This window comes from Snodgrassella sp. ESL0304, from assembly GCF_013344995.1.
GTDB lineage: Bacteria > Pseudomonadota > Gammaproteobacteria > Burkholderiales > Neisseriaceae > Snodgrassella > Snodgrassella alvi.
The window spans coordinates 47,313-67,503 of the sequence record NZ_JAAEDR010000009.1; the positions used below are offsets into that span (position 1 = coordinate 47,313).

Genomic DNA, 20,191 nt, shown 5'->3' on the forward strand with positions numbered 1-20,191 from the left:
ACCAGAGCATAAAATGTCCCTGAATGGCAACAGAAAGCTGGCGTGTTTTCGGTTTACGCTAATAATACCGCTTTCCTTAACCATGGATAATTAATGGCAGCCTATAACACACAAAAAGTATTGTCTGTACACCACTGGACAGACGCATATTTCACATTTACCTGCACACGGGACGAATCATTACGTTTTCAGAATGGTCAGTTTGTGATGATTGGTCTGATGGTAGACGGTAAACCCCTGATGAGAGCCTACAGTATTGCCAGTGCCAATTGGGAAGAAGAGCTGGCTTTTTTCAGTATTAAAGTACAGGATGGTCCGTTAACCAGCCGCTTACAGCATCTGAAACCGGGTGACGAAGTACTGGTGAGTAAAAAGCCCACCGGTACCCTGATTGTCGGTGACCTTAACCCCGGCAAACATCTGTATCTGCTGTCTACCGGTACCGGTCTGGCACCATTTCTCAGCGTAACCAAAGATCCGGACATCTATGAACAGTTTGAAAAAATTATTCTGATTCACGGCGTGCGCTATAAAAAAGATCTGGCCTATTTTGATCATTTCACCACAGAGTTACCCAATCATGAATATCTGGGTGAATTAGTACGTGAAAAACTGATTTACTATCCGGTGGTTTCCCGGGAAGATTTCATCCATCACGGACGCCTGACTGATTTAATGAAATCGGGTAAACTGTTTACCGACATTGGCTTGCCGCCGATTAATCCTGCTGACGACCGGGCGATGATTTGCGGCAGCCCCGAAATGCTCAGAGACAGCTGTGAAACACTTAATAGTTTTGGTTTGACTATTTCCCCGAAAATGGGGCAGCGTGGTGACTACGTTATCGAACGCGCTTTCGTTGACCAGTAAAACCTGAACGTATATTTCACAGGCAGCCATTGTCACACAATGTGCTGCCTGTTTTGTACCAGCCTGTAGCCAAACCGTTTATTATCCCAATTTTGCCGTACACAATTATCCATGCAACATTTAATCTCCCTGCTAATCATCCTGATTCCCTTGTTTATCGGATTTTGCATACCCACACCGGTACGGGTTGTAAACTGGCTGAATTACGGGCTGGCATGGCTGGTATATCTGATTTTATTTCTAATAGGATTATCACTGGCGCAAGAGCCCGATCTGGGCGCACAACTGGCTAATATCAGCTTAACTGTAGCGGTATTATTCATCTGCCTGATCGCAGCCAATCTACTGATATTTATCTGGTTTGACCGCCGTTATCCGTGGCGGCTGAACCGGCAGCAGCAAACAGGCCAGTCCGGCAGTACCAGTATTATGGGCAGTCTCAAGCAGGTTGGTTGTCTGCTTGCCGGGCTGATCGCCGGCAATTATCTCTCTTTTGACTGGCTGGGCAGCCCGCTGGCTGCTGTTAATAAAGCGCTGATAATTTTACTTTTACTGGTGGGCATGCAGTTGCGCAGCAGCGGCATTACTCTGCATCAGGTATTTCTCAATCGCCGCGGCGTTATCTGTGCCGGATTATTCACACTGGCCAGCCTGCTTGGCGGTTTGCTATTTGCCCTGATTATGCCTGATGTGTCTGTAAGTAAAGGGCTGGCACTTAGCAGCGGTTATGGCTGGTATTCACTTTCCAGCATTATCATGAGTCAGGCTTACGGGGCTGTCTGGGGCAGTATTGCCATGTTTAATGATCTGGCACGCGAATTCTTTGCCCTTATTTTTATTCCCGTACTGATGCGTCGTTATCCTACTACAGCCGTCAGCGTAGGTGGTGCAACCAGTCTGGATTTTACTTTACCAGTAATACAGTCTTCCGGCGGCATTACTGCTGTACCGGTGGCAATCAGCTTTGGTTTTATTGTTAATATTACTTCGCCAGTATTGATGGTGTTTTTTTCATCACTACAGTTTTAACAGATAATATTAATTATGACAATTATTCCCTAAATATCCTTCACAAAATCGGCATCCAAAAACATAACTATCTTCTTCATCTAATGTATCTTTACCCGTAAATGAGTGATTACAGTATTGGCATTTAGAAATACCTGATGCAAAAGCAAAGCAGTTTAAACAAAAATAATAATCTTTTTCTAATTCGACACAAGAACCTTCTTTTTCACAGTACCAACAAGTTACCCATTTTTGGTCTAAATTATCAGAATCAGTAACATATATAGTTTTTTGATTATTAGCTAAATAGGTATGAATATCATCAGCTACAATTTCATCATCACATTTCGTGCAAATTAGTGTGTTTAATTCTTGGGGTTCTAATTTTATTGAGGTTGGAATTTTTAAGAGTATATCTGTTTTGCAATTATGACAATTATATTTGATTTGAAATTGCATTGTTTCACATACTTTACAGGTAAATTCTGTAATCAATTTATGGTATATATTTGTTTTAACTGATGAATTAAAGCTGCAAACATTACAAGTTTCTTTAATCTCATAACTTTTTAATTCATCCTGTAAGTTGTCATATTTAAGTTGCAGATATGGTTTATGCTCTAATAGCATTTTTGTAATAATCTTAAGTTTTCTATCGAAATCCTTAAAGAATTCTTTCCATTGATTTTGTAATAATTTATCTAAACAATAAAGAGCTTTATATCGGTTTATGATAATCCTATCTTTGTCCTCATTTTGAGTATCTTCTGAAAAAAAATGAATAATATTATTTCTAAGGTCTTTTAATTCTTCAAAAACTTTATGATTAATTAAATATAAACTATCTTTATCAAATTTTTGAAGAATTTTTTTAGCTTCGTCAGGATTAATAGAAGTAAATTCTTTGTTAATAAAATTTTCTATCGTTGCATTTTTTTGCTTTTTAAAAATTAGTTTCCAGTCAATTTTAATTATTCGAGCTTTGAGAAAAAGTTCAAAAGCAGAGCACAAGCAAATAATAGAAACCTTCAAATCATTTTCAAAATAATTGACTGATTTTTCTAAAAAATCTATTGCATTATGCACTAGTAATTTAAAATGCTCATTTACTACTTGTTGTTCCTCAGTGTTAAGTGATTCAGTTGTTTTGTCTGAATCAGTTTTAATTTGTTTAATATCCATTTAAATATGATTTCTTTTTTAAAATACCAACAATTTTATTAATATAACTTATATTGTAAAGAAAAATATTACATAACTTAATAAAAAATCCTCAAAATATCAGTTTTAATTAGTACCTGTATTTTTTTGAGGTTGAAATAATCAATTTTAAAAAGATAAGCAGTGGTTATTAAAAATTTATGTGAGAGAAATCGAATGAAGTAAGAGAAATTTAATGTTAAAATTAAATTTTTTATGTAAAAATTAATTTGATTAGATATATTGTTTAAAAATATAATCTGATATATGGGTTTGTTTTAATTTAATCAAAGTTTAAACTCAGGGAGAATAAGATGGATGATAAATAAACATCAAGACAAAGATATATATAATTTTTTATAAAAATAAAATAAAAATATATATTGTCTGACCATAAAATGGTTCATTCACCATAATAATCATTTAATATTATTTGCATAAATTGTATGCCAAATAAAATGAATGTTTTAACGCTTGTCAGGGACAACTACGGATAGATATTGGATATTTATTGGTATTTATTTTTAAAAAAATATTATTATTAAAATAATATTCTTTATTAAGAATAAATTTTCATAGTTTGTTGCTAAAACAAATGTAATAGAAAAAAAGGTGCACAAAATGTACCAATTTTATTAGAATTAAAATAATTTATTAATTAATAACCTTTGTGTGCAATAAAGACTTAAAGATTTGCTTAAAATCAAAACTTTATTGTATATAATTGTAGTTAAATGGAAAAAGACTAATATACTAGTGTATATATCTGGAAAGATAAATCTTGTATATCTTAATGTTTAATAGATTGATTATCAAAAAAAGGGTTATTAATGAAAAATTTCATCTGTTTTATTTTGTTTTGAATAACATTATGTTTTTTTATTGGCTTTAAATGCTATTAAGCGTAAATTAAAGACATAAAGTTTTAAAAATTAAGTTCTATCTCTGCTGCAAGCACAACAAATTGATCTTCTCTAAATTAGATAAAGAAAGAGAAACTTTATGTTTACGTGGTACCGGGCAGTATCAGGAAATGAAAGAAAAACCTTTTGGGCATGCTTTAGTGGCTGGGCACTCGATGCTCTGGAAACACAGATGTTTGGTTTGGTGATTCCGTCACTAATTGTATATTTTGCTATCAGTAGAGGGGAGGCCGGCTTATTCAGTAGTGCCACACTTGTCACTTCAGCACTGGGTGGCTGGTTTGCAGGAGCTCTTTCAGACCGGTACGGACGCGTTAAAACATTGCAAATTATGATTATATGGTTTGCAATTTTTACATTTCTGGCGGCATTTGTTACCGAATATCACTGGTTGCTGGTGCTGAAAGCTTTACAGGGATTTGGTATTGGCGGTGAATGGGCAGCCGGAGCTGTACTGATGGCAGAAACCATTTCCAGCCAGTATCGCGGCAAAGTGATGGCAACAGTACAAAGTGCATGGGCAGTGGGATGGGGACTGGCTGTTATACTATTTTCCATTGTATTCAGTCTGGCTCCGGAAACTTTCGCCTGGCGCATCATGTTTGCAGTTGGTTTATTGCCGGCATTACTGATTTTCTATGTACGCCGGCATGTACAGGAGCCAGTAAAACAAGCTAGCGTAGTTTCGAAAAACGAAAACAGCATGCCTATTAAAGAAGCATTGTTCGGTATCTTTTCTCCTTCACTGATTCGTATTACTTTACTAGGCGGTTTACTGGGTTTGGGCGCACATGGCGGTTATCATGCAATCATGTCATGGCTGCCTACGTATCTGAAAGAAGAACGCCACCTTTCTGTGCTCAATTCCAGTGCCTATCTGGCAGTAATCATCGTTGCCTTCTGGTGTGGCTGTATGGCCAGTTCAGTTTTACTCGATAAAATCGGCAGACGTTTTAATGTTGCCTGCTTTGCTATATGTTGTGTGATTACTGTACGTATTTATCTGTTTGTCCCCTTAACCAATACCCAGATGCTGTTTCTGGGTTTTCCGCTGGGATTCTTTGCTGCCGGCATCCCCTCCAGTCTTGGGGCATTATTTAATGAATTGTATCCGCAGAAATACAGAGGTGCAGGAGTAGGCTTCTGTTATAACTTCGGCCGTATTCTTTCCTCTGCATTTCCGTCTCTGGTGGGGCATATGAGCGCTTCAATGTCGCTGGGTTCAGCCATCGGTATAGATGCCAGCTGGGCTTATTCAATCGTGGTCATTAGCGTATTGCTGTTACCGGAAACCAAAGGGCGCGACTTAAGCGAAATTGATCAGGACGGTCAGATATCAGACAAATAGCAGATTGAGAAAGAGAAATAACATGAATCAGGAGTCAGTGGGTATTATAGACAGCCACGCCCATGTTTTTATGCTGGATTTACCGATGGTAGCCGGCCGCCGCTACACACCGGCACAAAATGCGCCGCTCGCTGATTATCTGGCGCATCTGGATGCTCATGGCTGCACACATGGCGTATTGATTCAGCCCAGTTTTCTGGGTTATGACAATAGCTTTATGCTTCAGGCTATTGCACAGACTAAACCCCGTCTCAGAGGCGTTGCCTGTGTTGAGCCCTCTATCACAATGCCTGAACTTGCAGCACTGGATAAAGGCGGTATTGTCGGTATACGCCTGAATATTATTGATGGTGTCCAGCCGGATTTACAAACCGATTCATGGCAAAATCTGCTTGATAAAGTAAAAGAGCTCAACTGGCATGTAGAAGTACATTGCCGCAGTAACAAACTCAGTGACATGATTGCAACACTGCTCAAACAGAATGTGAAAGTGGTGATTGATCATTTCGGCCGGCCATCGGATTGTCAGCCTGCCCGCGATTATGGTTTTCAGCAGTTACTCGAGTGGGGGCGTAGCGGAATGATATGGTGCAAACTGTCCGGAGCATACCGGATTAGTGCAGCCGCAGCAGAAGGTCACAAATTCTTTACTTCTGCCATCCCTTTATTAGTAGAAAATCTGGGCAGCCACCGGCTGATGTGGGGCAGTGACTGGCCGCATACCCAATTTGAACAGCAGATTACCTCTGATTATCTGTCTGCACAGCTGAATATGCTGTTGCAGGATAAACAGCTGACACACAATATACTCTGGGATACACCGGCAAAGCTATTCAGATTTATCTAAAAAATGCTGATTTGACTAACTGAAATCACTTAGGTAAGTAATCAACTCAGTATGCGGAGAAAATGACTTCGGCAGACAAAAAAATATAAAACTTATTTACCATATAAACTATATCTTTAAACATTAATCATTCATTGATATCTTTATTGTGAAGTTATCATGGATTAAGAGAAACAGAATTTAAGCTTTATTGTCTGCTGTCTGAATAGAAGCTCTGCTTTATCTGATTTGATAAATAAAGTTAAAGCAATATCTGATTAACCAGGAAAACCGTATGAACAAACTGCTGCTTACCTCTGTCTTATTGTTTTGTATATCGGCAGGCGCTGCTGCCAAAGAATACAATTATGAAACCAGCGATGTGAATGATCTGCCGCCGCAGTGCATTACGTTAAAAGCTTTTGTATCCACAGCCAACAATCAGTATGACATGGCCTACAAAGGGCAGAAATCTTTATCTGCTGCCGATAATGTTGTTTCCACCGAAATCAGAGCGGCGTTTCTGAAAGGCACGCCGGAAGAATATCTGAATAATGGCATGCTGCAATATTATAATCTGATAAAAAGAAACGGCCTTGAAAAGGAAATTGCTGAGAACCGGATTTATAATCTGACCGGTTTCATGTCACGTGAGGATTTAATCAATATCGCTAAAAAAATCAAAAATCAGGCCTTAAGCGGTAAACTGGACAGTAAACAGTTCAGACTGAATGATGAAACAGTGATTAATGCCTGTCTTAAGAAGGCAGCCAAACCGCCGGCAGGCAGTGGCGCAGATTATTACAAAGCCATTGATTATTCTAAACGTACACCGAAAAAATAAATATTTAAACCGCCTGTATGGCGGTTTTTTTATTCAAATGTTATTTTTGCCAGCAGTTTTCAATATTTCTGGATATTAATTCTTTATTCGGAAACAGAAGATAGAAAATGTAGATAAATACCTATCCGGAAAATTAATTAATTTCAAATGAATTAGAAATTTCAATGGAGTTTTTTATGTCTAACAGTATTGGTAAACTTATACAAGGATCTCCATATCTAACAGGAATACCTAATAGCCTATCTATTTTATTTACATCAAAATTAAATTTTTTTGCATTTTTCTTAATTACTTCTTCTAATGAATTTGAATTATAAATATATGGCAACGATCTTAAAAATTCTAAAAATAAAAATTCTAATAATTCTAAGTAACAATTAGAATTTATATCATCTGAAGTACAATGTGAATCAATATTTTTTATTGTTTCATCAAGAAAATCACTATAACTATTATTTTTGTTTTCCAAATTTTTATATATATCCGGAAATTTTAATTTCAATATAATTAAAAAGATGCATATAAAAATCACCCAATGGTCAAACCAGGCATCATTTTTCGTTCTAACAATAATATTGAAAATATTACAGAATGCTTCTTGTTCTCTTAAAGTTAAATTATATTTATCAACCATATTTTCTAAAAAACTTTTAGGATCGATATAGTGTGTTTCTTTTTTCAGTAAATACTTTTTAAGTGAATATTTATTTATTAAATATTCAATATATGTGTGATTTGATAGTGGGAGCAAATAATCAAAATCAATAAACCGGCGCAGATAGCCGTTAACATCCAGCCCTTGACCGTACACAGCCCTGATAGAATGACCAAGCTGAGTTTTATCCGTCGCCAGTACAAAAATAATATTATCCACATTAAACAAATGTTTGGCTTTTTCCAGCACCTCAATCGCAAAATCAGGGCGACAGCGATCCAGTTCATCAATAAAAATTATCAACGGCTTTTGTTTATCGCCGCCCGTATAACATTGTGCCAGCTTACTTAATTCTTCTTTAAATTTGCTTAAAGTTTTGCGAGATTTTTCGTATTTCTTAATCTGTTCTTTCACCAGAGATTCACTTAATGCACCTAAGGCTTTGGCTAGTTCATTTGTATTGGTGAAACAGCCGAAAAGGGCTTTAATGCTTAGATTAGTAACAGAAGGTAAAACAACTTTAGTAAGATTGGCTGTATATTCATAGATACGGGCAATTATTTTTTCAGCCTTAGTTTTATCCTGAAATTCTAATTCCTTTATAGATAAACTAATTTCCCCAATCAGTGCAATCAAGGCATCGTCAGTATAATCACTTTCCCAAGCATTAAAATAAATTGTAGGTATATGCAGATTCTTCAGGTACTGCTGCCACATTTTGATAAAGGTGGTTTTACCTTGTCCCCAGCCACCATCAATACACAGTACAATAGACTGTTCAAAGCTGGTAATAAATTGAGTCAGGACGGTGATATTGGTTTCTCTGCCCAGTGCATCGTTTTTAAACGGATTATCGGCATCAATTTCAATTGGCTGGCATTTGCCCAGACTGAGTTTACCCATGATACTTTTTCCCCTGTATAACAATATTCTGCCGGTACTCACCGGTTATTCTGGTTGGTGTAATCAATGATTTGATTATAATATTTCTGAATGGCTGTAATACAGAAATCAATCCGGAAAAGCGCATAAAAATAGACCCGTTAGCGGGTTTTACAACACAGCCAGACAGGGCGCAGTATGATTACACCAACCATCTATTGCCTGCTGTCGGCTAACGCAAAACCACCGGCCGGCAGGGCAGGCTCGGCATAATATGCCTGATTGGCTGCTGTGGAATATTAACTTTCTGATTAAATAAGTGATTTGTTAGAAAACCACCATAAAAAGTAAAGTCTGGCAGCAGCCGGTATTTCAGCAAGCAAAAGTGATATAAAGCATTATGCTCAAACTTGCTTTTTACCTGTAATGGCCTTATTTGTAAGCCAAAACCGCTGCCGGCGGTTTTGGCTGTTTCAGCCGTGATTTTTTGCTGAGTTGAATTTTATTTAGGTTACCAACTTATGGATGTTATTCAGTATCCGGGTAGTGTGTTTAAACTGCACCAGCCATTTCCCCCTGCTGGTGATCAGCCGGCTGCAATCAAAGGATTGCTGGAGGGGCTGGAAGACGGTTTGTCCGGCCAGACTCTGCTCGGCGTTACCGGTTCCGGTAAAACATTCACCATGGCCAATGTGATTGCCCGAAGCGGCCGGCCGGCAATTATCATGGCGCATAACAAAACGCTTGCCGCCCAGTTATATGCGGAAATGCGTGAGTTTTTTCCGGAAAACGCAGTCGAGTATTTTGTTTCCTATTATGATTACTATCAGCCGGAAGCCTATGTGCCCAGCCGAGACCTGTTTATTGAAAAAGATTCGGCCATTAACGAGCATATCGAGCAGATGCGTCTGAGTGCCACCAAAAGCCTGATGCAGCGTCAGGATGTGGTGATTGTGGCAACTGTATCGGCCATTTATGGTATTGGTGACCCTAATGAGTATCACCAGATGATTCTGCACCTGAAAGAAGGGCAGAAAATCGACCAGCGCGATATCATCGCGCGTCTGGTAGCCATGCAGTATGAGCGGGGCGATATCGACTTTGCCCGCGGTTCTTTCCGCGTGCGCGGTGATGTGATTGATATTTTCCCTGCAGAAAGTTCTGAGCTGGCTTTGCGTGTCAGCCTGTTTGACGACGAAGTAGACCGCATGCAGCTGTTTGACCCGATATCCGGCAGCCTGCAACAGCGGGTCGGGCGCTATACCGTATTCCCGTCCAGCCACTATGTTACCCCGCGCGAAACCGTATTGCGGGCATGCGAAAACATCAAACAGGAGCTGGGCGACCGGATTAAATGGTTTACCCATGAAGGAAGACTGGTCGAAGCGCAGCGCATTGAACAGCGCACCCGCTTTGATCTGGAAATGCTCTATGAAATGGGTTTTTGCAAAGGTATTGAAAACTACTCACGCCACTTTTCCGGCAAACCGGAAGGAGAGCCGCCGCCTACATTAATGGATTATCTGCCCAAAAATGCACTGATGTTTATCGATGAGAGCCATGTTACCGTCAGCCAGATTGGCGGTATGTACAAGGGCGATGCTTCACGTAAGCAGAATCTGGTGGATTATGGCTTTCGCCTGCCGTCTGCGCGGGATAACCGGCCGTTAAAATTCAATGAATTTGAGCGGGTGATGCCGCAAACCATATTTGTGTCGGCTACACCGGCGAAATATGAAGAAGAACATGCCGGTCAGGTAGTCGAGCAGGTGGTGCGACCCACCGGTCTGGTGGATCCGGAAATCATTATCCGTCCTGTGGCTACACAGGTAGACGACTTACTCTCGGAAATCAATATCCGCCGCGAGCTGGGCGAGCGCGTGCTGGTCACCACGCTAACCAAACGCATGGCCGAACAGCTTACCGATTACTACGCCGAGCTGGGTGTAAAAGTGCGCTATCTGCACAGTGACATTGATACCGTCGAACGGGTAGAAATCATTCGTGACCTGCGTCTGGGATTGTTTGATGTACTGGTAGGTATTAACCTGCTGCGTGAAGGGCTGGATATTCCCGAAGTTTCACTGGTGGCAATTCTGGATGCGGATAAAGAAGGTTTTCTGCGCAGTCACCGCAGCCTGATTCAGACCATAGGCCGCGCTGCCCGCAATGTTAACGGTAAAGCTATACTGTATGCCGATAAAATTACCGATTCCATGAAAGCCGCCATAGACGAAACCGAGCGCCGCCGTGCCCGCCAGATATCCTTTAATGCAGAACACGGTATCGTGCCTCAGCAAATTAAAAAACAGGTACGCGACCTGATAGATGGCGTTTACCACGATGAAAACGGCAGCAAAGGGCGAGGTCGCAGCAAACTCAAAGTTGGAGAAATCCATAACGAAGATGATGCTGTTAAAGAAATCGCCAAACTGGAAAAAGCCATGCAGGCTGCTGCACGTGATTTACAGTTTGAAGAGGCAGCACAGATTCGGGACAAAATCCGTGCGATTAAAGAAAATCTGTTATTTGGTGCCAGCGAAGCTTAATCACTGGCTTTTTCTGCACCGGCTGCGGTAAAGTATCTAGTATCATGCCGGAGTAGTCAGAGATACTTAACACCAAACAGCATACTTGCATACGGCATTGTCAGGTACACTGAATAACACAAGCCGGCTCCTGTTAGCCGGCCGATCAGAACGGGACAGCATCATGCAGCACAAGCAGATCCATACCCATCATCCATCAGCTTTGGCCAGACTGCCCGCAATTATGCTGCAAACGCTAAGCAGTGTAATCATCACCGCTTTATTCTGTACTATATTATTTTACTGGCGCGCCAATAGTGAACTGCCCTTGATGCAGATCAGCTTACTTAATTTCAATGATATCAAGCTTATTCTTGTACTTATCTGTGGCTGCATGCTTTTTGCGTTAGTTCCTTCACTATTGGCGGCCGTATTCTGCTCTTATTTTGTCTGGCGTCTGCCGCGCTTTCTGCTCAGCGCAGCCGCAGCCGCCGCCATTATTGCTTTTTCAGTCGCACTTCTGCAAAACTGGCTATTTAGCTGGCCGCTGGACTGGATACCGATACTGTTTAATGCACTGGCCGCCGCCATCAGTGCGCTGTGTGTAAGCCGTTTGCAACAACAGGCACAGAAAAAATAGCCATAACCGCAGCGGTCATAGCCGGCATAGTTATAATACCCTTGTTATTGATTTGTAAAAATTTGTATAAAAATATATAAAAATTAATTTAAAACAATAAAGATATAATCATTTGCTGTTACTATAAAATAGCATTGTCATGCTAATAAAAAACAATTTTCTTAATAAACAATAAAATAGTTAATAAAAAGCCATAGAGTCTGGTACATACCGTATTTTGCTATTGCTGCCTGTTAGTAAAAGTGCTTAAATTAACCACTTGTTATTGTCAATGATTTAAGTCAAAAACAAGTAAATCACACCAATATTGATTACTCCGTGTGCGAACTTCCAGATAAACATTTAATCAGAGTAGCCTGAAGAGAAGAGAAAAGAGTTTGCGTTATGAAAAACACCAATAGCGATAGCTCAGCAGACGTAGTATTAATCGGCGCCGGCATAATGAGCGCGACACTGGGAACCTTTCTTAAGGGGTTACAGCCAGACTGGCAGATTAATATCTACGAACGTCTCGCTGGAGTGGCTACAGAAAGCTCAGATGCATGGAATAATGCCGGTACCGGTCATTCAGCCCTGTGCGAACTCAACTACACCCCTGAGCTGAAAGACGGCACAATCGAAGTATCCAAAGCAATTAAAATTATCGAACAGTTTGAATTGTCCAAACAATTCTGGGCATCACTTGTCGATGCCGGCATGATTGCCAATCCCAGTGAATTTATCCGCAGTGTGCCGCATATGAGCCTTGTACGCGGTGAAACTGATGTTGCTTTTCTGCGTAAACGTTTTGCCGCCTTGCAGCAATACCGCCTGTTTCAGGATATGGTTTATACCGAAGATAAAGAGCAGATTAGCCAGTGGGTGCCGCTCATGATGCAGGGGCGGGATAACAGTGAGCCAATAGCCGTTACCTGGTCGGATCTGGGTACCGATGTCAATTACGGCGCCTTAAGCCGCATCCTGATTAACAACCTCACCAGTCACGGCTGTCAACTGCATCTGCAACACGAAATTATCGACTTGAAACAGCAAGATGGCCGCTGGCACCTGAAAATCAAAGATTTAATTAATCAAACCTGCCAACAAGTATCTGCCCGCTTTGTATTTATTGGCGCAGGTGGCGGCTCCCTCAGACTGCTACAGAAAAGCCAGATTGAAGCCAGCAAAGGCTACGGCGGCTTTCCCGTATCCGGTCAGTGGCTGGTATGTAAAAATCCCGAAATTGTCAGACAGCATAATGCCAAAGTATATGGCAAAGCATCAGTCGGCGCCCCGCCGATGAGTGTGCCGCATCTTGATAAACGGGTTATCGATGGCGAAGATGCATTGCTTTTTGGTCCTTTTGCCGGCTTTACCACCAAATTTCTCAAATGCGGTTCATTTAAAGATCTGTTCCAGACTCTGAATTTTGCCAATATTTGCCCCATGCTCACCGTCGGCGTACATAACTTCGCCCTTGAGCATTACCTGATACAGCAGGTACGATTAAGCTTTACCGACCGCATGCAGGAATTACGTACCTTTTATCCCGAAGCCCGCGATGAAGACTGGCATCTGGCCGTTGCCGGCAATCGCGTACAGGTAATCAAAAAAGATCCGCAAAAAGGTGGCGTGCTACAGTTTGGTACTGAGCTGGTAAAATCTACCGATGGTACACTGGCTGCCCTGTTAGGCGCATCTCCGGGTGCTTCTACTTCCGTATCCATTATGCTTGAATTACTCGAACACTGCTTTGCCGATAAAGTCAGCGGCGAATGGAAGCAAAAACTGCATGAATGGATACCGAGCTATGGTCAGAAACTGGAACAAAACCCCGAGCTGGTACAGCGTATTCGCGACTGGACAATTAAATCGCTTAACTTACATACTCCGCAACAACAAACCATAAACAACTGAACACACACATACTAAAAACCATTATTGCCATAAACTTCCTTACCAAATTCTTGCTGAATTTGGTTTTTTTTGTGTTATTGCCGCAATTTAGAGCATACACGTACCGGTATACAGTGATAGTTTCGTCTGTAATTATTACTGTACTGGTTATACTGTAGTTACTTTCCAACACTATAATTTTAAAATCGCAACTAAAGCATAAAACTGAAAAAAACACTTGCTGTACGGATTAAACTTATTTAGTATAAGTTAAAAGTAAATAACATAGACATACAAAAATATATAATTATAACTAACACTTATAACTATATAGTGCAGTAATAAGCGCCACTTCATTTTTCAAAAATGCGGTGGCGTTTTTTTTGTATCAGCCCAGTCGCAACAGGTATGATTTATACCGCCGGATAAAAATTTTTCCTGATAGCAGGGCAGAGCCTGCATTCACCGTCAATCCGGCATCTTTAAGCAATGTTCCATTTATAATAATACCGCTTAATCCAGCGGATATAGGACACTGTTTTTTTCCGTGTATCACTATCAGACACAGCAGAAATCTTATTTTCTGAACAATAGCCGCATATCCGTGCTTATCGCTAAAACTTATATAGAAAATCCATACACATAAAAATACCGCTATATCGATAACACAATAAACTCAAGATAAACAAACAAACTGATTATGCAAGGATTCCGTATAACTGCATCGCTATCAGCTATTACATTGATGCTAAAGCTTAAATATAGTCCTGATATATTGATTTATATATCTTTGCTGCGTACTGTAATCAACAGTGGAATAAAGATCAGGCAAAGAAATACCATAAATAGAATTTGATAATTTAAAGCTTCCAGGATTACCAATCCCTCCGCCACCAAATTCTGCCTTTAGTCATATAAATACGCCGACAATGTCGGCGGATAAAGTTTTTTCAGATTATGATAATGGGTCATTTTTATGATTATTTCCCCATTGGCAAAGCATATCTAAAATAGGAACTAAAGATTTACCTCGTTCTAATAACCCATATTCCACTTTAGGTGGAATTTGCGGATATTCTTTTCTAAAAATTAATTTATCTTTTTCCATCTCTTTTAGGGTATTACTCAGTGTTTTAAAAGAAATATGATTAATGCTTCGTTTAAGTTCATTGAATCGCATTGAGGGTTGATTTTCGTTTAACCAATAAAGAATAACAATTTTATACTTACCTCGAATCATTGAGAGAGTGTAATTAAATCCACTATCCTCAAAATGATCTTCGGCACAATGATGATTTTCCATGTAGATACTTTCCATAAAGATAGTACATAACAGTAATTACCGTACTTCAAAATTAATCGTATTAATATTAGTATGACTTAATTATTGATAAAAATATAGAAGGAATATTTAACAATGAAACGCACTTTAGTGATTGTTGCTCATCCTCACTTAGCCTCTTCAAGTGTTAACCGATGCTGGGTTAATAGATTAAATCAGTATCATGAACAAGTAACCATACATGATTTATATTCTTACTATCCCTCTTATAAAATAGACTCTGGTTTCGAACAAAACTTAATTGAAAATCATCAAAATTTGGTAATTCAATTTCCGATATATTGGTTTAATTGTCCACCATTATTAAAACAATGGTTAGATGACGTTTTCACTTACGGATGGGCATTTGGTGCCTTAGGCGATAAATTAAAAAGTAAGAAAATTGGTTTAGCTGTTTCAGCAGGTATAAAGAAAGCAGACTATTCTCAAACAGGACATTATAAACATACACTTGAGCAAATTCTCAGCCCCTTTGAATTAACAATAAATTACGTTCAGGCTGATTATCAGCCCGTTTTTGCAATTTATGGCGCAAATAATGAGCCAGACTATCCGGATAAAATTACACAAAAAGATATAGATAAAAGTGCAGATGATTATGTGAACTGGATGAAAAAATTAGGAATGCTAATTTAAAACAGATCATTAAAGTTTATCCAAGCTTATTACTAAATAAAATCTGCTATGGACAAAAAATAAGAAATATACAGCATATTTCCTATTTTTTCTAAAGTAATGGGTATTTAATGATTTTATTCTGAATAAAAAATGAAACGGTACAGACTCCTGAATATTTTTTACAGAATCTGTAAATTTCAGGCTCAATGAGCTTTTCCTGCGAAATTTTATTACTCATTGAAACATCAGCAAACTAGCCGATAATGTCGGCATATTCTTCTATACTTGGAACGTGGCAAAATCAGTTGCGATTTCAGTATGGATAAAAATGCTCTTAGCCTCATTAACTAATTTAGCATTGTCATTGAGAGAATATCGAGGGCTTATATGCGTCATAATCAATCTTTTAACATTGGCTTGTTTAGCAATCGTGGCTGCATGAACAGTGGTAGAATGACCATGCTCAATTGCTTTTTGTCCTAATGCACTTTCATGCGTTGCTTCATGCACAAGTACGTCAACATCTTTAGCTAATTCAATTGAAGCATCACAAGGTACTGTATCACCTAAAATAGCCAGTTTTTTCCCTTGTTTAAAATCACCAAGATAATTACGACCATCAATGACACGGCCATCAGCTAGTGTTACTGTTTTACCTTCTTTTAAATAGGCATAATGTGGACCAGGATTAATATTATCTTGCTGTAATTTGTCGATATCTAAGACAGGTGATGAATCCTTTTCAATAACACGATAACCAAAACAAGGTACCCGATGCGCTAATAATTTGGCTTCAACCCGCAATTTAGTATCTTCAAATACCAAACCATCTTGATCAAGTTCAATAATGTTTAAAGGATAAGTTATCCAGGAATAACTAATATCAATCACAGTTTGAATAAATTGTTTGATACCTTTAGGGCCAATCAAAGTTAGTTCCGATTGATTTTGAGTTAATGAACGTGTAGTTAAAACACCCGGTAAACCAAACAGATGATCACCATGCAAATGTGTTATAAATATCATCTCTAATTTGGCTAAGCTGAATTTTGCTTTCTGCATTTGCATTTGAGTTGCCTCACCACAATCAAAAAGCCATAATCGTCCTCTTTCTTGTCGGAGATCAAGCATAATACTACTGACATTGCGCTCAGCGGTTGGTGAACCTGAGCTTGTTCCTAAAAAAGTGAGTTTCATAACTATATCAATCTTTTGTTGAATGTCTTATCACATACTGAGAATAACAATACATAACTTTATTTTGATGCAATAACAATAAGTAGAAAAAAATTTATAGCAGTAACAAACAATCAGACCGATAAAGATCAAGTTGTTTTGCTCGTTGAAAATTTAGTTCAGCTAAACATGTGTATTTTAACATATTTAGAGCATTACCAATTGCTCCACCCCCTAACGAATAAGCAAAGTCACACTGTAAATCACGATATTTAATCAATTCTTTATCAGATTTTTTAAGTTTATTTTTTGCAATTACCGATGTACACTTTTTCTTCATAATAATTTGAAAATACATTAAAAAATTTCTGCAGCGAATCTATTTAACTCAGCTTGACTGATATAAAAAATTTTTTCTAAACATTTAGTCAATTCTGCTTCTGAAGAGGAGTAATAGAATCTTCTTACAGCCATACCAATCACTATAAAAACCATAAAACGGTTGCAGCACACCATACGGAAAGAGATATGCAGTTAAAATAATACTTGCCTGAGAAATAGGGCTGCCAAAATCCACTGAAATATCGGGTAAAAAAAGTGAAGCCACCCAATTATCTGCGGCTGAAATAAACCCAGTAAATCCGAGTAAGATAAGAACAAAATAAATTTTTTATAAAATTCATCATTAATTCAGCTTAATATTCTGAGTTATACATTTTGTTACATATCGAAAAAATTTTAACAATCAGGTCACTATTATAGTCCTGAATATTTTCATTTATATATCAAATGATTAACAGATACATTTTAATTATATATTAATGATTACAGAGAGCCGGCGCGTCTTTCAACGATCCTCATTAATTATTTATAATCAACTTTATCGAAATTATTTCAACAACCAATCCTAAAGAAGAAATATCAATTCCATCAATCTTAATAAATTGATTCATATACAAATTTTCGACATAAATCAAACCTTCATCAGCAAAAATTAAATATAATATTCAATCTGTTGAGAGTGAATTAGCATTGCTCAATATGATTAATCCATTGCTATACTGTTTGTTTAATTCAATAACAAACAGATTTAGTGCAGATAAAATACAGTAAGCGCATTTATCGGATGATAGTCCGCTATCTATTATTGATTAAATCTGTAAGCCACAGAAACTAATATTGTCTTTTGTATCTATAAAGTGAGCATTAAATGACTGGAAGAAAAATATTTACGGCAAGCCGCCTTATCCGGCTGAGTTTATTACTGCTGTCGGCTACCGCGGTTACCTCCTGCGGCGGAGGCTTCGAACCTTTTGTCGGCGTTACCTCCGGCAAAAACAAAGCCTATGCTGCACCAGTAGAGGCACTTGTATACGTCTATGAAAATATTTCCGGTGGCTCAATCAATGGCGGCTGTATTCCTAAAACACCTGGCGTAGATGATTATGAGGTAGGTAAAAAACGTTATGGTGGTGGTGGTTCTTGTGGTGCTGCCTATCTGCCGGCAAAATGGAAACCGGGTATGACTGCGCGTATTAACTGGCGGGTTTTGCCTTATCCTGGCTGGCATGCCAGAGGATTAAATGTTCCTGGTATGGTTAGAGATCCTAAAGAATTAGCCATTCTTGATCAGTATGATGAAAACTATTCAGCGGTAATTCCTTTACCACCTCCGCCAGCATTTGCTGGTGATGATTTTGGCAAGGTAAGAAATATCACAGTGCATTTTCTGGCATGTAATCAGATATTTATTGATTACGGTACCCGACAGGAAAATGCGCCGGAAGTGGTAACAAAACAGTTTGAACTATTTAAGAAAAGCCAGAAACTATGTACCCCCCGCCCGTCAATCAAATCCATGGCAGATTACCGGCGCAATAAGGCTAAGCTGGACGCAATCAAGCAGGAACGGGCAAATATTAAGCAGGTAATTCTGCCGGAATACATTAAAGAACTGGAGCAGCAGGGCAAACTGCCGGTTACTGCTAAATAGACGGGCAGATTTTGCTGCTTAGTGCGCCGGTTGATTTGGCAACGGCAACAGCCATCGCCGGCGCTGCAACCGGCACTTTCACCACAACGGAATTAATCCCGCATAGCCATAAAAACAAATAAAAACCAGAATATCGCAATATTATGCTGTAAAAAATTAATATATACATAAATAATGTCTTAGTCCGGAAAATTAATTATATTCAGCATATTAATATAAACAATATTCTGCGCCGGTAGCTGTAATTGTGTAAAATATTGATATGTAATAAAAGCTGGAAGCGATACCATCAATTAAAACCGGCATAAAGCAGAAAAAACAGACACGGCTGCTAATACAAAGTTAACACCGAATTTTGCATAAAAATACCGTATCAATCCAAGAATAGTGAGAATCAAATGTCTGGAAGAAAAATATTTACCGCAAGCCGCCTTATCCGGCTGAGCTTATTGCTGCTGTCGGCTACCGCGGTTACCTCCTGTGGCGGAGGCTTCGACCCCTTTGTTGGCGTTACTTCCGGTAAAAACAAAGCCTATGCTGCGCCGGTGGAGGCACTTGTATACGTCTATGAAAATATTTCCGGTGGCTCAATCAATGGCGGCTGTATTCCTAAAACACCTGGCGTAGATGATTATGAGGTAGGTAAAAAACGTTATGGTGGTGGTTCTACATGTGGAGCAGCTTATCTATCGGCAAAATGGAAACCGGGCATGATGGCACGTATAAACTGGCGGGTTTTGCCTTATCCTGGCTGGAAAGCCCGTATGTTAGATATGCCGGGAGTTAATTTCGATGAAAATGAAAAAAGCATAATGAGACAATATTACGAAAACTATTCAGCCGTAATCCCATTACCACCACCGCCAGCATTTGCTGGTGATGATTTTGGCAAGGTAAGAAATATCACAGTGCATTTTCTGGCTTGTAATCAAATTTTCATTGATTATGGTACCCGACAGGAAAATGCCCCGGAAGTGGTAACCAAACAGTTTGAACTATTTAAGAAAAGCCAGAAGCTGTGTACCCCACGTCCGTCAATCAAATCCATGGCGGATTACCGGCGTAATAAAGCCAAAATGGATGCAATTAAGCAGGAGCGGGCAAATATTAAGCAGGTAATCCTGCCGGAATATATTAAGGAACTGGAGCAGCAGGGCAAATTACCTACGCCTAGTAAATAAAAAGTCATTTAATTTTTCGCAGCCATACCGCAGCTTGCCGGTATGGCTGCGTTTTTTATCTTGTGTTTTTATTTATAATTATGTAAACAAAAATACAGAAATTGTATTAAATATGTTAAAATAAGTGGTTACGGAAATGGTGCATTCAGATAGCGCTTATATCGGTATAAATGCACAGATCAGGGAGCAGCGTCGGCATCCGGGCAAACAGAATCAGCCTGCCTCACAATACGAAGTACTACCGGCCACCGGCACTCAGCTTATTTGTATTTCTTAGTTAAA

At 39.0% G+C, this 20,191-nt stretch carries 18 protein-coding genes; 12 read left to right on the forward strand and 6 right to left on the reverse strand.

Going from position 1 to position 20,191, the window contains the following annotated elements; all coding sequences use genetic code 11:
* Positions 1 to 93 precede the first annotated feature (93 nt).
* Positions 94 to 870 (forward strand): ferredoxin--NADP reductase, encoded by a 777-nt coding sequence (locus GYX91_RS01670; protein WP_084562489.1) that lies wholly within the window; start codon positions 94 to 96, stop codon positions 868 to 870.
* A 111-nt stretch (positions 871 to 981) separates the two neighbouring features.
* On the forward strand, positions 982 to 1,899 hold the full coding sequence (locus tag GYX91_RS01675) for a lysine exporter LysO family protein (RefSeq protein ID WP_100125082.1): 918 nt from the start codon (positions 982 to 984) through the stop codon (positions 1,897 to 1,899).
* 9 nt (positions 1,900 to 1,908) lie between these two features.
* Here GYX91_RS01675 and GYX91_RS01680 read toward each other — a convergent pair whose 3' ends face one another.
* Positions 1,909 to 3,060, reverse strand: a complete 1,152-nt coding sequence (locus tag GYX91_RS01680; RefSeq protein ID WP_174829773.1) for a hypothetical protein — start codon at positions 3,058 to 3,060, stop codon at positions 1,909 to 1,911.
* Positions 3,061 to 4,080: 1,020 nt separating this feature from the next.
* Here GYX91_RS01680 and GYX91_RS01685 point away from each other — a divergent pair.
* The 3 genes from GYX91_RS01685 to GYX91_RS01695 all read left to right on the forward strand — a co-directional run bounded on the left by GYX91_RS01685 (position 4,081) and on the right by GYX91_RS01695 (position 7,019).
* Complete coding sequence (locus tag GYX91_RS01685) at positions 4,081 to 5,349, forward strand: MFS transporter (protein ID WP_078474769.1); 1,269 nt, start codon at positions 4,081 to 4,083, stop codon at positions 5,347 to 5,349.
* A gap of 22 nt (positions 5,350 to 5,371) precedes the next feature.
* Positions 5,372 to 6,196: an amidohydrolase gene (locus GYX91_RS01690; protein ID WP_174829774.1), complete on the forward strand. Its 825-nt coding sequence runs from the start codon at positions 5,372 to 5,374 to the stop codon at positions 6,194 to 6,196.
* A gap of 274 nt (positions 6,197 to 6,470) precedes the next feature.
* Positions 6,471 to 7,019, forward strand: a complete 549-nt coding sequence (locus GYX91_RS01695; RefSeq protein ID WP_084563732.1) for a hypothetical protein — start codon at positions 6,471 to 6,473, stop codon at positions 7,017 to 7,019.
* Between the two features lie 133 nt (positions 7,020 to 7,152).
* On the opposite strand, the gene GYX91_RS01700 is transcribed toward GYX91_RS01695, so the two are convergent.
* Positions 7,153 to 8,577: a P-loop NTPase fold protein gene (locus GYX91_RS01700; protein ID WP_174829775.1), complete on the reverse strand. Its 1,425-nt coding sequence runs from the start codon at positions 8,575 to 8,577 to the stop codon at positions 7,153 to 7,155.
* Between the two features lie 500 nt (positions 8,578 to 9,077).
* Here GYX91_RS01700 and uvrB point away from each other — a divergent pair, with 500 nt between their 5' ends.
* From uvrB to mqo, 3 genes are all read left to right on the forward strand, one after another.
* On the forward strand, positions 9,078 to 11,105 hold the full coding sequence (gene uvrB, locus GYX91_RS01705; RefSeq protein ID WP_084585002.1) for an excinuclease ABC subunit UvrB: 2,028 nt from the start codon (positions 9,078 to 9,080) through the stop codon (positions 11,103 to 11,105).
* Positions 11,106 to 11,268: 163 nt separating this feature from the next.
* Positions 11,269 to 11,724: a hypothetical protein gene (locus GYX91_RS01710; RefSeq protein WP_144235831.1), complete on the forward strand. Its 456-nt coding sequence runs from the start codon at positions 11,269 to 11,271 to the stop codon at positions 11,722 to 11,724.
* A 384-nt stretch (positions 11,725 to 12,108) separates the two neighbouring features.
* Positions 12,109 to 13,620 carry a malate dehydrogenase (quinone) gene (gene mqo / locus GYX91_RS01715; protein WP_084550029.1) on the forward strand — a complete coding sequence of 504 codons (1,512 nt, stop codon included), beginning with the start codon at positions 12,109 to 12,111 and terminating at the stop codon, positions 13,618 to 13,620.
* A 934-nt stretch (positions 13,621 to 14,554) separates the two neighbouring features.
* Here mqo and GYX91_RS01720 read toward each other — a convergent pair.
* Positions 14,555 to 14,902 carry a helix-turn-helix domain-containing protein gene (locus GYX91_RS01720; protein WP_084563288.1) on the reverse strand — a complete coding sequence of 116 codons (348 nt, stop codon included), beginning with the start codon at positions 14,900 to 14,902 and terminating at the stop codon, positions 14,555 to 14,557.
* A 114-nt stretch (positions 14,903 to 15,016) separates the two neighbouring features.
* On the opposite strand from GYX91_RS01720, the gene GYX91_RS01725 reads away from it, so the two are divergent.
* Positions 15,017 to 15,577 carry an NAD(P)H-dependent oxidoreductase gene (locus GYX91_RS01725; protein ID WP_110413879.1) on the forward strand — a complete coding sequence of 187 codons (561 nt, stop codon included), beginning with the start codon at positions 15,017 to 15,019 and terminating at the stop codon, positions 15,575 to 15,577.
* 261 nt (positions 15,578 to 15,838) lie between these two features.
* Here the strand turns inward: GYX91_RS01725 and rnz are convergent, their stop codons facing one another.
* From rnz to GYX91_RS11205, 3 genes are all read right to left on the reverse strand, one after another.
* Positions 15,839 to 16,756, reverse strand: coding sequence for a ribonuclease Z (rnz, locus tag GYX91_RS01730; RefSeq protein ID WP_174829776.1), 918 nt, complete (start codon positions 16,754 to 16,756; stop codon positions 15,839 to 15,841).
* Between the two features lie 94 nt (positions 16,757 to 16,850).
* On the reverse strand, positions 16,851 to 17,093 hold the full coding sequence (locus GYX91_RS11200; RefSeq protein ID WP_084564120.1) for a lysozyme inhibitor LprI family protein: 243 nt from the start codon (positions 17,091 to 17,093) through the stop codon (positions 16,851 to 16,853).
* Positions 17,094 to 17,159: 66 nt separating this feature from the next.
* Entirely contained in the window at positions 17,160 to 17,402 is a 243-nt protein-coding gene (locus GYX91_RS11205; RefSeq protein WP_084564116.1) for an MFS transporter, read from the reverse strand.
* A 543-nt stretch (positions 17,403 to 17,945) separates the two neighbouring features.
* Here GYX91_RS11205 and GYX91_RS01745 point away from each other — a divergent pair.
* The 3 genes from GYX91_RS01745 (at position 17,946) to GYX91_RS01755 (ending at position 20,186) form a co-directional block, all read left to right on the forward strand.
* A complete protein-coding gene (locus tag GYX91_RS01745; protein ID WP_174829777.1) occupies positions 17,946 to 18,728 on the forward strand; it encodes a DUF3304 domain-containing protein in 783 nt (260 codons plus the stop codon).
* Positions 18,729 to 19,126: 398 nt separating this feature from the next.
* Positions 19,127 to 19,909, forward strand: a complete 783-nt coding sequence (locus tag GYX91_RS01750) for a DUF3304 domain-containing protein (protein ID WP_174829778.1) — start codon at positions 19,127 to 19,129, stop codon at positions 19,907 to 19,909.
* 136 nt (positions 19,910 to 20,045) lie between these two features.
* The gene (locus GYX91_RS01755) at positions 20,046 to 20,186 is read left to right on the forward strand and encodes a hypothetical protein (protein WP_174829779.1); all 141 of its coding nucleotides are present in this window, start codon (positions 20,046 to 20,048) and stop codon (positions 20,184 to 20,186) included.
* Positions 20,187 to 20,191: the final 5 nt, after the last annotated feature.